We start from the raw sequence: 14,141 nt of genomic DNA, 5'->3' as shown, positions 1-14,141 counted from the left end.
TGGAAAACTCGCATATTTACTGAAAAAATTGGAGCCTGTATGGCTCCATTTTTCATTTACAAGTGGCAAACTCGGGTCATAACACGAGTTTTACAATATCTCAACTCTTTTAAGCCCGGCAGGCATGGAAGCTTGGGGCTTCGATCTCCCCGAAGGCTCTCAGGGTCTGCCGGCGGCTTTCAGCTCCCTGCAGGCTTTCCCGGAAAGGGCCAGCACACAGATCAAATTCGGCAATGCCATAAGGGCGTTGCAGATATCCGAAAAATCCCAGACCACCTCCAGGGCGCACAGGGCTCCCACATAGGATACAAGTCCGTAAAAAAAACGGTAAAAAATACAATATCTGGTGTTTCCCACCAAAAACTCAAAGGCCTTCTCCCCCTGATAGGCCCATCCAACGATGGTGGCAAAGGCAAACAGGGTGATGCAGATGCAGATGAAGAAAGCTCCCCACTTCCCGAAGGTGGTGGCAAAGGCTGCAATGGTCAGTGCCGTTCCCGCAAGGGGCTCTCCCCGTTCATCCACCGCCCCCAAAACACCGGATGCGGCAAGGGCAAGGCCGGTGACGGAGCAGATCACAATGGTGTCCAGAAAAACCCCTGTCATGCTGATGTATCCCTGCTTTATATAATCTTTTGTGTCTGCGGCGGCGGCGCTGATGCCTGCGGCTCCCAGACCGGCCTCATTGGAAAACACCCCTCTGGAAATCCCCCATCGGAATGCCTCCATGGCGGAGACTGTGACGCTGCCAAACAGTCCCCCGCCCACCGCCTCCGGGCAAAAGGCCCCCTGCACAATCCCCGCAATTCCACCGGGTACGTTTCCTGCATGAAACAGGATCACCGTGAGGGCTCCGGCCATATAAAAGACTCCCATAACGGGAACTAACACCTGGGTCACCCGGGAAATCGTGCGTATCCCGCCAAGCACCGCCAGGATGGTCAATATGCCAATTACAAGCCCGGTTTTCGCCTCATGTACGCCAAAGGTGACCTTAATCGCCGCGGCAATGGAATTGGATTGTGTCATATTTCCCATGCCAAAGGAGGCGAGCACCGCAAATACAGCAAACAGCATCCCCAAAGCAGTAAAAAATCTGCTCCCCGGAAAAGCGTTTTTCATGGTATACATAGGGCCTCCCACGTACTCTCCGGACTGATTTTTTTCCCTGTATTTTACTGCCAGCATACTCTCCACAAGCTTTGTGGCCATTCCCGCCACGCTGGAAAGCATCATCCAAAAAAGGGCTCCCGGGCCGCCCAGAACCATAGCTGTGGCCACACCCACAATATTTCCCGTGCCGATGGTGGCCGCAAGCTCCGTCATGAGAGAAGAAAAGGAGGATATCCCCGCCTCCCTGCCTTCTTCCTTTTTTTGCTCAGAAGCCTTGTCGCGCCCTATGGCACAGAGCAGGGCAGCTTTTAAATTACGCAGAGGCAAAAAACCCAGCCTTATCATAAGATAGCAGCCCGTACCCAAAAGAAGCGCCAGCATCCCGGCCCCCCACACAATCTGATCTAACTGTTTTATGATTTTTTCCGCTCTCTCCAAACAAAAACCTCCCGCACATCCTATCTAAGTATATCTGTGCGGGAGGCAGATTATGTTATCCGTTTTACGATCCGCTTTCGACAAGCTCCGGGATCAGCTCTGCTATTTCCTTGATTTCAAAGGATATGGAGGTAAGTCCCTCCTTTTCTTCCTTTCCGCCGATGCACAGGCTCAGGGAAGTAAAATCATAAGGAAGCAGTATTTTGACAGAGAAGAAATCCAATTCCCCATCCTCCCCTGCACCAAAGTCCTCAAGAATTGTCTCCAGCCCATTCTCCGGGTCTATGCCGTAATAGTAAGCAAAAATATAACCCAGATCATAGTTGTTTGTGTATGCCACAGACAGATCGCTCTCCATTCCGTAGGCGTCCTTCGCCTCTTGCGTCAGCTCGAACCGCAGGCAGTAAATGGTATTTGTCTTTTCATCAAACAAAACCTTCACCTGAAAACCATCAGATATCTGAAGCTCACAATAATAGGTGCTCAAGGCAATCCCTTTATTCAAATCCTCATGGCAGATCAAATACCGCTTCATCTGTATGATATCATAACTGAAATAGGCAGGAAGTACTCCAAAATCCTGTAAAATCCAGATGATATCCTGCTCCAGCGCAGCGCCTGTCACCATATAGCTTTCCTGATCTGTCAAAAGCTCCGTGCCTGATACAAAAAAGGAATCTACATTTTCTGCAAAGCTTTCCAGCCTTTTGTCCACGGACATTTCGTAATCCATATTCAAATTTTCCACCGCAAGACCAGTCCTCTCCTCAGACCAGGTCCTCCCCATCCGGTAAGCATCCTCTATCTGAAAGACAAGCTGCGGAAGAAAGCAGGCGGCCGCTATCAGAAGCAAAAGAGACAGCGTGCAGACGCCATAGACAACAGGCTTTTTCATTATGCTCCTTTCCGTTATTATAAACCCTCAGCTCATTGTGAAACAGGTATTTTTTCTATTTTAACGGCGCATACCTTATATTCAGGAATTCTTGCATATTTATCCAGCGCCGCGTTTGTGAGCACATTGGCGTTCCCGTCAGGGAAGTGAAAGGGCATCCATGTTTCCCCTGGGGAAACCTTTTCCCCTACCCTGGCAATGGTCTCTATGGTTCCCCTTCTGGAGGAAACCCTTATTTTTTCCTGATCGGCAATCCCCAGCCTTGCAGCGTCCTGCGTATTCACCTCGATAAAGGAATGTCCCTCTCTCTCCATCAGGCCCAGGGTTCTTCCCGTCATGGCCCTTGTGTTGTAGTGATAGAGGATACGTCCCGTCATGAGAATAAAAGGATACTGCTCATCAGGCAGCTCGGCGCTTGGGGTGTACTGCGCCGGGTAAAACCAGCCAAGCCCTCTTGCAAATTTTCCCACATGAAGAATGGGCGTGCCGGGATGCTTCTTGTCCGGGCAGGGCCACTGGAGAGATTCTCCCCTGTCGAGACGCCTGTGACTGATTCCTCCAAAGGACGGCGTCACAGAAGCGATCTCATCCATGATCTCCTCGGCGGTAAGTCTGGGCTGTGGATAGCCCATGCGGTTCATCAGATCAATAAAGATATCCGTATCCAGCCGCATTTCTCCTTCCAGGGTAACCGCCTTTCTCACTCTCTGAACACGACGCTCCGTATTGGAGAAGGTTCCTTCCTTTTCCGCATAGCTTGTGCCCGGCAGGATCACATCCGCATACTGGGCTGTCTCCGTCATAAACAGGTCGGACAGCACCAAAAAGTCCAGACTTTCCAGAGCCTTCCTCACATGGTTCTGATCCGCATCCGTCACGATCGGGTCTTCGCCAAAAATAAACAGTCCCCTGATTTCCTTTCGGATAGCCGCGCCGAACACATCTGTGGCGTGCACGCCGGGCTTTCTGTTCAAGGTTACGCCCCAGGCCTTCTCGAATTTTTCTATCACTCCGGGAGCCGTCACCTTCTGATATCCTGGGAAGTCTCCGGGCATTGCCCCCATATCGCAGGCTCCCTGTACATTATTCTGTCCTCTTAAGGGATTCACGCCGCAGCCGGGACGGCCGATCTTGCCCACCAGCATAGCCATGTTTGACATGGACATAACGCCCTCTGTTCCTGTGGAATGCTCCGTGACTCCCAAACAGTATATAATAGGCGCCTTTTTTGCCTTTGCGTACATCAGGGCCGCTTCCCGCAGGTGATCGCTGTCAATATGACAGATCTCGGCCACTCTCTCAGGCGTATACTCCTTGACAATCTCCCTAAGCTCCTCAAAGCCCTCCGTTCTGGTGCGGATAAATTCCTCATCCGCAAGGCCTTCATTGATGATGACGTTCATCATGCCATTGGCAAAGGCCACGTTGGTGCCAGGCTTCAGCTTCAGATGAATGTCCGCCAGTTTGGAAAGACCGATGTCTCTTGGATCCACCACAATCAGTCTGGTGCCTCTGTCAACGGCCTGCCGTATCTGCATGCCGATGACAGGATGGGCCTCCTCGGGATTAGAGCCCACCAGCATAATCACATCCACGTCCTGAGTAATATCGCTGATGGGATTGGTCATTGCGCCGGAGCCCAGCGTCATGGCCAGGCCTGCAACGGATGCAGAGTGGCATACCCTTGCACAGTTGTCCACGTTGTTGGTGCCGAATGCGCAGCGCACCATTTTCTGCAGCATGTAGCAGTCCTCATTGGGAGACCGGGAACAGGCAAAGCCCGCCAGTGCATCAGGTCCGTACTTCTTTTTGATCTCCAAAAATTTGGAAGCGATCAAATCCAGTGCCTCATCCCAGGTGGCTCTCTCAAACTCCCCGGTCTCATGATTCTTAATGAGAGGGTATTTGAGTCTGTCAGGAGAATGCACAAAATTAAAAGAACCAAATCTGCCCTTCACACACAAAAGCCCCTTGTTGGAGGGTCCGTCTGCCGGTTCCACATCCACAATCTCATTGTCCTTTACCAGAAGATAAAACTGGCATCCCGTGGCACAGTGGGGGCAGGTGGTCAGCACCTTTTTCACCTTGCTGATCTGATATTTTTTGTGGTTTTTTGCCACCAGCGCCCCTGTGGGACACACATTGGCGCAGTTGCCGCAGGATTCGCACAGGCTGGTTTTCCAGTCCGGCCCGAAAGGCGCATCGATTAAGGTCCTGGTTCCGATCTTGGTATTGTGCAGCGCACCGTTTCCCGCCACCTTATTGCAGGTGCTTACACACCGCTGGCAGTTGATGCAAAGATCGGGATAATAAGTTAAGAAGGGATTTTCCTTCTTGGCTTCCAGCTTCACCGCATTGCTCTCATAGCAGGATTTTGTGATCTCATATTCGTTGGAGAGATCCTGTAAGCGGCACTCGCCGGATTTGGAACAGGAAAAGCACCTCACGTCATGGTTGGCAAGCAAAAGGTTCAGCACCTGCTTTCTGCTGTTTACCACCCTCTCGCTTTTGGTATGTACCACCATGCCCTCAGAAACTCTGGTGTTGCAGGAGGTCACAAGCTGCTTTTTGCTCTCCACCTCAACCACGCACATTTTGCAGGCTCCCACCTCGTTTACATCCTTTAAATAGCACAAGGTAGGAATCTTGATATCAGCCTTTTGTGCGGCCTCCAAAATCGTAAGCTTGGGGTCCACGGATAAGACCACTCCATCTATGGTAATCTGCACCATTATACTCTGCCTCCTTCCACTACGCCGCAGCCGAAATGATCACATCTGAGACATTTGCTGCACTCCTGCATGGCCTCGTCGTAGGACATGCCGTTTTCAATGGGCTCAAAATTCCTTTTCCGCTCTCTTGCGGAGCGGTCCGTCAGATGCACCCGCCCGATATGGGTTCTTTCATTCTCTCTGGGAGCGGGAATTTCTATGACATCGTTAAATTTGTGATGGTATCCCAGGTATTCGTCTATATTCAAAGCGGCAATCTTGCCGGCCCCGATTGCCTTAATTACTGTGGCCGGGCCAAAAACGCAGTCTCCTCCGGCAAAAATTTTCTCATAATCCTTCAATCTGGTGTCCGGGGTGGTCTCGAAGGTTTTCCTTCTGGGATTCACACTGTATTTTTCAAAAGGAGCGGAAACAATATCCTGCCCGATGGCCATCAGCACCACCTCACAGGGAACCTCAATCTCCTCCTTGTTTGCGCTGACCGCCGTAGGCTGCCCGTTTTTGCCGTACACACTGATGATCTGGGGCTGTGCCACAAAGGATTTTACATTTCCCGCTTCATCCGCATGAATTCTTACCGGCGCATTCAAGGTCAAAAGCTCTACGCCCTCCTCTATGGCTCCCTGGATTTCCGAGGGCAGCGCCGTCATATCCACCTGGCGCCTTCTGTAAATCACCGTCACCTCTTTGGCATTACACCTTATCGCGGAGCGGGCGCAGTCCATGGCCACGTTTCCGCCGCCTACCACAACCACACGTTTTCCGGTGTAATCCGGCAGATTGCCCCTTCCGATCTCACTTAACATGCTCACCGCAGAATAGACCCCGTTGCTTTCAATTCCGGCGATATGTACGGTTTTTCCCACCTGTGCGCCGATGGCGATATACACCGCGTCATACGCCTCTAAAAGTTCCTCCATGGTCACATCCCTGCCTACCGCAGTTTGATATCTCACCTCAATGTTTCCCGTAGAGAGGACAGCGTTGATATCCTCGTCCAATCTGTTCTTGGGAAGCCTGTAGTTGGGAATCCCGTAGCGCAGCATGCCGCCCAGCTTTTCCCGTTCCTCAAAAACCACCACCTTATGCCCCATAAGAGACAGAAAATATGCGGTGGTAAGGCCTGAGGGGCCGCCGCCTACAATGGCAACCTTCTTTCCGGTGGAAACATTGCATTCCGGAACCTTCACCTGATCTGCGGGAATCTGATCCACTGCAAACTTTTTGAGGCCTCTGATATTTACCGGGCTGTCAATCAAGTCTCTTCTGCACTTTTCCTCACAGGGATGCTCACAGATAAAGGCGCAGGCCGTCGGGAAAGGATTATCCTGTCTGATCAGATTGATGGCGTCCGCATAGCGGTGTTCCCCGATCAAAGCGATATAGCCGGGAATATCCACATGGGCCGGACAATAGGAAATACAGGGAACCTTCTGCCCGATCTCCTCCTGGCACCTGTGATTTTCTATGTGGCTCATATATTCATCATGAAACAGCTCCACGCTCTGCAGTACAATATTTGCCGCCTCGTAACCGATGGCGCAGTCTGCGGTATCCTGTATCATCTGGGCAAGAGCCACCATTTTGTCAAAGGTTTCTCGATCCGCCCTTCCGTCCAGAATATCCCGCATCATGTTCTCCACCTGCTCCAGACCATCTCTGCAGGGAACACACTTGCCGCAGGTCTGGGTCCTTGCGCTCTCTAAAAAGGAAAGCTGCACGGAAATGGGGCATACCCCGGGGGGGCAGGCCTTTACTCGCTTTACATATTTGTCCAGAAATTTGGTAACCTTTTCATTTACTTCATTTGAAGAAATCACGTTTTTCGTCTGCATGAAAAACCTCCCTTTCCTTGCCTGTCACTCTATACGCATTGCTGTAAATATTCATTCTGCTTCCTCTTGCAAAGCCGATCAGCGTTATGCCTGCAGCCTGTGCCAGCCGTACACTGTCATAGGTTGGGGCAGAGACACTGACCGCCATCTTAACCCCTGCTGACATAAGTTTTTTTACCATATCCGAAGGAGCCCTTCCGGATAAAAGCACAACGCCATCCGACAAATCAATATCCTGTACCAGGGCCAGCCCAATGAGCTTATCCAGCGCGTTATGCCGTCCGATATCCTCCGCATACAGCGCATACTGGAATTCCTGCCCTCTGCCCTTTTGCTTTCTTGGAAGAAAGGCGGCGCTGTGCACATTTCCCGTCCGCAAAAACAGCTCCGATCTCTTGGAAAAGCTCTCCATAGCCTTTAATATCCATTCTGCCTCCACGGTAAAGTCCTGTGCGCGGCCAAAGGGCGCCTCCAAAGCTCCCTCTCCCAAAAAACGGAGTTCCGTATGGCCCGGGACCACACTTTCCAACAAATATCTTTCTTTTCCCAAATTTCTTCCAAAGGCAGAAAATACATATCCCACCGCAAGCTCCCGAAGCAGAAGCTCCGTGCAGAAAAAGGGGATTTTTTCTCCTCCATATTCCAGAGAAAGCGCATGCTCCAAAAGCAGCTCATCCTCTGCCCTTTTGATGGCTTCTCCCTGAACCTTTACAATCTCCTGGCACATGGTAACCCTGTTTTGTATCATTTTTATTTCCTTTGACCGCTTTTGCGGCACAGTTAGATAATTTTTTCACATTTTCCAAATATAACAATATGCCAGACCCGAAAGTCTGGCATATCCATCGCCTAAGTTATTGTACTTTATTTTTCATCAATTGACAAGAAAGAATAATTTTTTAACAAAGTTTTTCCGTTTTTCCGCACTCCCCATCCAGTCCCTTCATAATCAAAATACCATGTTCCAGGCTGGGAAGGATATATTCCAGGCACTCCCGCACTGCCTTGGGGCTTCCAGGCAGATTTATGATCAGGGTCTGCCCCCGCATCACGCTCACCCCACGGCTGAGCATAGCCCTTGGTGTGATGGAAAGGCTGTGCACCCTGATGGCCTCGGCAATTCCCGGCACATTTCTGTGAGCCGCCCGCAATGTGGCCTCCGGCGTGCGATCCCGCTTGGAAAGTCCCGTTCCTCCGGTGGTAAAGATCACGTCCACCGCCTCCTCATCCGCAAGCCTGACCATTTCCCGATACAAAAGCTCCTCATCGTCGGGTAAAAGCACTCTATGTTCCACCTGATAGCCCTGCTTTGTAAGCATTTCCGAAACGGCGGGACCGCTTAAATCCTCTCTTTCCCCCGCCGCTCCCTTATCGCTGGCCGTAATCACTGCAGCCCTCAGCTTTTCCTGATTCTCCCGATTCTCTTTTTTCTCTGACATACAACTCATCTCCTGTCTGTATGGTTCCTCCGTGGAGCACTCTGGCAAAAACGCCCTCTCTTGGCATGATACAGTCACCCACCTGTTTGAAAATCTCACACTCCGAATGGCATTTCTTGCCGATCTGTGTCAGCTCAAGCACCACATCATTGCATGTAAATATGGTTCCCACCGGAAAGCTTTTAAAATCAAAGCCCTCCACCAGAAGGTTTTCCCCAAAGGCGCCGTCCTCCACCTGGGCCCCTCTTGCCCGGAATGCCTCCACCGCCTCATAGGACAAAAGGCTCACCTGCCTGTGCCATTTTCCCCCGTGGGCGTCGTTCTCCAGCCCAAAATCCTCCAGGAAATTACATTTTCCCACATTTCTCTTTGCCGTTCCCTTTTTCTCACTGATACATACAGCCCTTACCCTGCCCATCCTTCATCCTCCGATCTGATTCATATTTCTTTCTTCCACGTTTTCCCTTTCTGAAGGCATTTCTTCGCCCGGACTCTCAAAATGGTGGGCGGCGGGCTTATTCTTCACCGCCTCTAAAATTGCCTCTTCGATTTGTGCATCCTCTGTCCGCCCGTCCCGCAGATATTTCCGCAGATCTATGCCGCTTTCATAATGCAGGCAGAGCTTAAACCTCCCCTCCGCCGTAAGACGCACTCTGTTGCAGCTTTTGCAGAATTTATGGGAAATAGGACTGATAAAGCCGATTCTTCCCTGAAAGCCCGGGAAACGGTAATAACAGGCCGGGCCGCCGCCCGGGGATGCCGGCGCCTCCCTGGGCTCTCCGAAAAAGGCGGAAAAGTCCTTAAGCAGCTCCCCGGAAGAAATTCCATGAAATTGTTTTCCGCAGCCTATGGGCATGAGCTCAATAAACCGTACGTCCACCGGCTGATTTTGTGCAATGGCCGCCACCCTTCTAAGCTCTCCCTCATTCAATTCCTTGCAGGGCACACAGTTTATTTTTACGCCAAAGCCCACAGAAAGGGCAGCTGAGAGTCCCTCCTTTACCTCCCCCAGCGCATCCCGCCCCGTAATGGCGGCAAAGACCAAAGGGTCCAGCGCATCCAGGCTGATATTGACCCGGTCAAGACCTGCCCTTTTCAGCTCCCCCGCCAAAGGAGCCAAAAGGGTTGCGTTGGTGGTCATGGCAATCTCCTCTATCCCAGGTATGACGTGAATCCCTTCGATCAAGCGGCAGATATCCTTACGCACCAGAGGCTCTCCGCCGGTGATGCGCACCTTTTTAATGCCAAGCCGGGCCATGATTTTGCAGACTCTTGTGATCTCCTCAAAGGAAAGAATATCCTCATGACGCAGAGACGTGACTCCCTCCGGGGGCATGCAGTATCTGCACCGCAGATTACATTTGTCCGTCACCGATATTCTGAGGTAATCAATTACTCTTCCAGTGTTGTCCGTCATCTTTAAACCTGTGCCTTTCTGCGCCTACTGCCAAAGCAGCATCAGCTTTTCTCTGGGAATTTTCAGATACAGCGCTTTTTCTCCTTCCCCTGAGGAAACCCCGGCGCCCTGCTCCTTCATTTTTTGATAGTCCGCCTTTGGAAGCTCATACCGCAGGTGGGTCCAGTCGCCCTCTTCTTGATTTCCCTTTTGCCGGAACAAAAGAATCATGGAAAAGGTATCCTCTATCACCCGTTCCACCTGACAGTCAAACACTGCCTCCGGTTCCGGCTTTGAAACCCACTCAAAAAAATGAGCCCGCACAGCAGCGTACTTTGGCGGCTCTTTTCCTTCCTCCAGGCCAAGCCATATCCCCCAGTCCACAGCCCAGTATCGGCCTCCGCTCTCCCGCTTTAAGCGCGTTATATTTTTGCAGCCGGTCAAAAGCGCGGCGGCCAGGGTCTTGGGGCTGTCAAAAAGCTGCTTTTTTTCCTGTACATCCAAAAGCTTCCCCTGCTCCATCACCGCAATTTTGTCCGTGAGCCGGTATACCTCGTTCCGGTCATGGGATACAAAAAGAACCGTTTTTTGGTAGGTTTCCATGACCTTTAAAATTTCCTGCTCCAGCTGCCATTTCAGATAACTGTCCAGAGCGGAAAAGGGCTCGTCCAGCATAATAATGTCAGGCTCTGCAGCCAGCATCCTGGCTAACGCCGCCCGCTGCTTCTGCCCTCCTGAAAGCTGCCAGGGATACAGGTTTTCCAATCCCTCCAGATAAAACCGGCGGATGTATTCCCTTACGGCCTCCTCCTTCCTACGCCCCTTTTCCTTCATGCCGGAGAGAATGTTCTTGCGCACCGTCATATTTGGAAAAAGCGCATAGTCCTGAAACAGATAGCCCACATTTCTTTTCCGCACCGGCATATTGATATGCTCCTTAGAGTCAAACAATACCCGGCCGTCCAGCACAATCCGTCCTTTGTCCGGCGTCTCGATGCCGGCGATACATTTTAACGTCATGCTCTTTCCACAGCCCGACGCTCCCAATATGGCAAAGGTTTCCGCGCCCGCTTCAAATTTTGCCTTCAAGGGGAAATCTCCCAGCTTTTTTTCAATATCCACATACAGCGCCATTACCCGGACCTCCTTTTCGACTTTCGGTGATCCGTCAGATAATTCATAAGCAGAATCGTCACAAAGGACATAGCCATGATAACCGCCGTCCAGCGGTAGGCTAACGCTCTGTTTCCCGACTGCACCGCCGTATAGATAGCCACCGACATGGTCTGAGTCTTTCCTGGTATGTTCCCCGCAAGCATTATGGTAGCCCCAAATTCTCCCAGCGCACGTGCAAAGGCCAGTATGGTTCCCGCCATGATTCCCGGCCAGGATGCAGGCAGCATCACCCTCAGGAGAATCTGAAATTCATTCATTCCCAGGGTCCTTGCGGCGTGAATGAGATTTTCGTCCACCTGCTCAAGGGCTCCCCTGGCAGTGCGGTACATAATGGGAAAGGATACCACCATGGAAGCCACAGCCGCCCCCTGCCAGGTAAAAATAACCCCCATCCTAAGAGCGTCCAGAAACTTTCCCAAAAGGCTGTTGTTCCCAAACAAAAGGAGCAGAAAAAAGCCGACTACAGTGGGCGGAAGCACCATGGGAAGAGAAAAAAGCCCATCTAAAAGGGACTTCCCCCTTTTCATGGGGGCTATCAGCCAGGCGGCCAAAAGCCCCAGAAAAAAGGTCAGCAGGGTGGCGCAGCAGGCCGCCTTGAGAGAAATGATAAAAGGTGAAAAATCCATCCCGGCCACCTACTGCACCGTGGCAAAGCCATAGGACTCGAAAAGGGCGCTGATCTCATCTGTTTTCAGGTAATCCATAAATTCCTGGGCCGCTTCCTTCTGCTCGGAGGCCTTTACAATGCCCATGGGATAGATAATGGGAGTACAGGAGCCCTCCGGCGCCTCGCACACCACTGTAATGGAGTCAGAGGAAATGGCGTCCGTGGCGTAAACCACGCCGCAGTCCACCTCTCCCGTTTCCACCCAGGAAAGCACATTTCTCACATCCGTTCCGTAATTGGCCTTGGCTTTTACCTCATCCAGGATTCCAAGAGAGGTGAAAATTTCCTCCGCATACTGTCCCGCCGGAACGCTTCCAGGCTCTCCCAGTCCGATCATGCCCACCTTGTCCGTGGCCGCATCCTCGAAGCTTTCAATTCCCGCAGTGCTTGTCTGCGGTACAATCAATACCACCTTGTTCTCCAAAAGATCCTGAATGGAATCCGATTCCATCAGCCCCTCCTCATTCAAGGCATCCATCTGCTTCTGTGCTGCAGAAATAAAAATATCCGCAGGCGCTCCCTCTTCGATCTGCGTCTGCAGAGCGCCGGAGCCCCCGTAGGAAAAATTCAGGGTGACACTTTCATGCTCCGCCTCATACATCGTCTTAATCTCATTGCATACATCCGTCAGGCTTGCAGCCGCGAGCACAGTAAGCTCCACATTCTCCTGCGCGTCTGCGCGCTGTGCAGTTTCCTCCTGTGCTCCTGCGCAGCCGGTGGCAAGCAGCATACAGCCTGCAAGCAAAAGCATCACAATTTTATTTCCTGTTCTTTTCATATCAATCTCCATTCCGCCGCCTTTGGCTGGCGGCACAAATAGTAATGAAAGTATTTCAACTCTCTACTTTTTGCTGTAAAATTGCTTGTAAGAAGCTACACTACAAAGCACGGGAGGAGGAGTTGTAATAACTTTCTTCGTTTTAGACAGCATATCAATCAGTGTAAGTTCTGCCTTTTCAAGCACAAATAAGTGGCATCACGAATCCGTACACTAAGAATTGTTTAAACACCTTAGTTTAATCGTGTGGCAGTTCAGTCAATGGCTTCTTATCATTTGCGAAAGGAGTCTGACTATGAAAGTTACTTATCAAACCTGTTGTGGTGTCGATGTTCACAAATCTTTTCTCGTTGCCACAATTGTTAAAACCACTGGTGGCATTGAGCCTTCTTACCAAAAGAAGCGCTTTTCCACCTTTAACAATTCAATTCTTGAATTCAAGCAATGGCTTCTCGACAATGACTGTCATGATGTCTGTATGGAATCCACAGGTAAATACTGGGTTCCTGTATTCAATCTTCTGGAAGATGAAATCAATGTTGTCATTGCCAATCCCAAATGGGTAAAGGCGGTGAAAGGCAATAAAGATGATGCCAAAGATTCTAAATGGATTGGGGATTTGTTCCGTCTTGGACTTGTCAAAGGCAGTTATATTCCTTGCAAGAAAGTCCGTATTCTCAGGGAATACACTCGCTATCGTTACAAGCTTGTTTCCTGCCGTTCAAGTGAAAAGAATAGATATCAGAATGCTCTTACTGTTTGTAATGTTGCATTAGATTCTGTTGTTTCCGATATCTTTGGGAAGTCATCCACATCCATTATCGACTATCTGCTTGAACAATCGGGTACATCCATTAACCACGAAGAAATCACATCTAAACTTCTTAGGAGTCTCAAATCCAAAGAAGATGCTGTTATAGAATCCGTCGAAGGATATCAGATGACTGATGCCCAAAAATATCGTATGCGCCTCGTCCGCGCACATATGGATTATATCACAGCTGAAATCAACGATGTTGATAAAATGATAGAAAATATGATTTCTTCTAATTCTGATTTTGAAAATGCTGTCCAGTTGCTCTGTGCCATTCCGGGTGTAAAACGTGATAGTGCAATCACTATCATCTCCGAAATCGGTACCGATATGTCTCAATTCTCAAGTTCCAAGCGTCTATGCTGCTGGGCTGGTCTTACACCCGGCAGCAATGAATCTGCTGGTAAGAAGAAGTCTGTTCGGATTACACGTGCCGGAGTCTACCTCAAACCTGCATTGGTACAGTGTGCCCATGCAGCCGTAAAATCTAACAAATCTCCTTACTACAAAAAGAAATATGAATCACTGGTTAAACGCCGTGGCAAGAAAAGAGCCATTATCGCTATTGCCCGTATGATTCTCACCGCTATCTACCAGATGCTGTCTACTGGTGAGCAGTGGAATCCGAGCGATCTTTACAAAATCGATATGCCTGTAGCTCTTGTTGAAAAACAAAAAGCAAAAGCTATCAAGCAAGCCAAGAAACTATTGCAGCGAGAAGGATTACTTCCTCCTGATGAACCATTAGCTTCCTGACCTAATTTCCTAACTCTATAACACTTCAAAAAGTTGCCTGCTTTAGACAGCTTATTCAAGTGTGCCAATTTACGGTTTTCCTCTACTTTCTTTCACACTATC

General features: G+C 50.2%; 12 protein-coding genes. 1 reads left to right on the top strand and 11 read right to left on the bottom strand.

The features are described from left to right. Positions 1–159: 159 nt before the first annotated feature. From SHK35_RS13205 to modA, 11 genes are all read right to left on the bottom strand, one after another. Positions 160–1,551: an alanine/glycine:cation symporter family protein gene (locus tag SHK35_RS13205; protein ID WP_318710126.1), complete on the bottom strand. Its 1,392-nt coding sequence runs from the start codon at positions 1,549–1,551 to the stop codon at positions 160–162. 64 nt (positions 1,552–1,615) lie between these two features. Beyond that, complete coding sequence (locus tag SHK35_RS13200) at positions 1,616–2,446, bottom strand: hypothetical protein (RefSeq protein WP_318710125.1); 831 nt, start codon at positions 2,444–2,446, stop codon at positions 1,616–1,618. A gap of 32 nt (positions 2,447–2,478) precedes the next feature. Further along, positions 2,479–5,178 (bottom strand): formate dehydrogenase subunit alpha, encoded by a 2,700-nt coding sequence (fdhF, locus tag SHK35_RS13195; RefSeq protein WP_318710124.1) that lies wholly within the window; start codon positions 5,176–5,178, stop codon positions 2,479–2,481. Next, a complete protein-coding gene (locus SHK35_RS13190) occupies positions 5,178–7,013 on the bottom strand; it encodes an NAD(P)-binding protein (protein WP_318710123.1) in 1,836 nt (611 codons plus the stop codon). Before SHK35_RS13190 ends, fdhF begins: the two co-directional genes overlap by 1 nt. Next, positions 6,982–7,761 (bottom strand): formate dehydrogenase accessory sulfurtransferase FdhD, encoded by a 780-nt coding sequence (locus SHK35_RS13185; protein WP_318705177.1) that lies wholly within the window; start codon positions 7,759–7,761, stop codon positions 6,982–6,984. Before SHK35_RS13185 ends, SHK35_RS13190 begins: the two co-directional genes overlap by 32 nt. A 151-nt stretch (positions 7,762–7,912) precedes the next feature. Continuing rightward, positions 7,913–8,452, bottom strand: coding sequence for a MogA/MoaB family molybdenum cofactor biosynthesis protein (locus tag SHK35_RS13180; RefSeq protein WP_318705178.1), 540 nt, complete (start codon positions 8,450–8,452; stop codon positions 7,913–7,915). Next, the gene (locus SHK35_RS13175) at positions 8,382–8,870 is read right to left on the bottom strand and encodes an MOSC domain-containing protein (protein ID WP_318710122.1); all 489 of its coding nucleotides are present in this window, start codon (positions 8,868–8,870) and stop codon (positions 8,382–8,384) included. The genes SHK35_RS13180 and SHK35_RS13175 overlap by 71 nt, the downstream gene beginning before the upstream one ends. Before the next feature lie 3 nt (positions 8,871–8,873). Next, complete coding sequence (gene moaA / locus SHK35_RS13170; RefSeq protein ID WP_318710121.1) at positions 8,874–9,869, bottom strand: GTP 3',8-cyclase MoaA; 996 nt, start codon at positions 9,867–9,869, stop codon at positions 8,874–8,876. 24 nt (positions 9,870–9,893) lie between these two features. Then, positions 9,894–10,982 carry a sulfate/molybdate ABC transporter ATP-binding protein gene (locus SHK35_RS13165; protein WP_318710120.1) on the bottom strand — a complete coding sequence of 363 codons (1,089 nt, stop codon included), beginning with the start codon at positions 10,980–10,982 and terminating at the stop codon, positions 9,894–9,896. Further along, complete coding sequence (gene modB, locus SHK35_RS13160) at positions 10,982–11,650, bottom strand: molybdate ABC transporter permease subunit (RefSeq protein ID WP_318710119.1); 669 nt, start codon at positions 11,648–11,650, stop codon at positions 10,982–10,984. Before modB ends, SHK35_RS13165 begins: the two co-directional genes overlap by 1 nt. A 9-nt stretch (positions 11,651–11,659) precedes the next feature. Next, a complete protein-coding gene (gene modA, locus SHK35_RS13155; protein ID WP_318710118.1) occupies positions 11,660–12,469 on the bottom strand; it encodes a molybdate ABC transporter substrate-binding protein in 810 nt (269 codons plus the stop codon). Positions 12,470–12,764: 295 nt separating this feature from the next. On the opposite strand from modA, the gene SHK35_RS13150 reads away from it, so the two are divergent. Continuing rightward, positions 12,765–14,039 (top strand): IS110 family transposase, encoded by a 1,275-nt coding sequence (locus SHK35_RS13150; RefSeq protein ID WP_318710117.1) that lies wholly within the window; start codon positions 12,765–12,767, stop codon positions 14,037–14,039. Positions 14,040–14,141 lie beyond the last annotated feature (102 nt).

The sequence above is a fragment of the Candidatus Acetatifactor stercoripullorum genome (assembly GCF_944382095.1).
Taxonomy (GTDB): Bacteria; Bacillota; Clostridia; order Lachnospirales; family Lachnospiraceae; genus Acetatifactor; species Acetatifactor stercoripullorum.
The sequence above is the reverse complement of the archived record's forward strand: the minus strand, read 5'-3'. Positions and strand labels throughout refer to the sequence as shown.

Excerpts from the sequence above, each read along its gene's own strand:
- SHK35_RS13185 (WP_318705177.1), bottom strand. The coding sequence starts at position 7,761 with ATGATACAAAACAGGGTTACCATGTGCCAGGAGATTGTAAAGGTTCAG.
- SHK35_RS13175 (WP_318710122.1), bottom strand. The coding sequence starts at position 8,870 with ATGGGCAGGGTAAGGGCTGTATGTATCAGTGAGAAAAAGGGAACGGCA.
- SHK35_RS13180 (WP_318705178.1), bottom strand. The coding sequence starts at position 8,452 with ATGTCAGAGAAAAAAGAGAATCGGGAGAATCAGGAAAAGCTGAGGGCT.
- moaA (WP_318710121.1), bottom strand. The coding sequence starts at position 9,869 with ATGACGGACAACACTGGAAGAGTAATTGATTACCTCAGAATATCGGTG.
- fdhF (WP_318710124.1), bottom strand. The coding sequence starts at position 5,178 with ATGGTGCAGATTACCATAGATGGAGTGGTCTTATCCGTGGACCCCAAG.
- modA (WP_318710118.1), bottom strand. The coding sequence starts at position 12,469 with ATGAAAAGAACAGGAAATAAAATTGTGATGCTTTTGCTTGCAGGCTGT.
- SHK35_RS13150 (WP_318710117.1), top strand. The coding sequence starts at position 12,765 with ATGAAAGTTACTTATCAAACCTGTTGTGGTGTCGATGTTCACAAATCT.
- SHK35_RS13190 (WP_318710123.1), bottom strand. The coding sequence starts at position 7,013 with ATGCAGACGAAAAACGTGATTTCTTCAAATGAAGTAAATGAAAAGGTT.
- modB (WP_318710119.1), bottom strand. The coding sequence starts at position 11,650 with ATGGATTTTTCACCTTTTATCATTTCTCTCAAGGCGGCCTGCTGCGCC.
- SHK35_RS13200 (WP_318710125.1), bottom strand. The coding sequence starts at position 2,446 with ATGAAAAAGCCTGTTGTCTATGGCGTCTGCACGCTGTCTCTTTTGCTT.
- SHK35_RS13165 (WP_318710120.1), bottom strand. The coding sequence starts at position 10,982 with ATGGCGCTGTATGTGGATATTGAAAAAAAGCTGGGAGATTTCCCCTTG.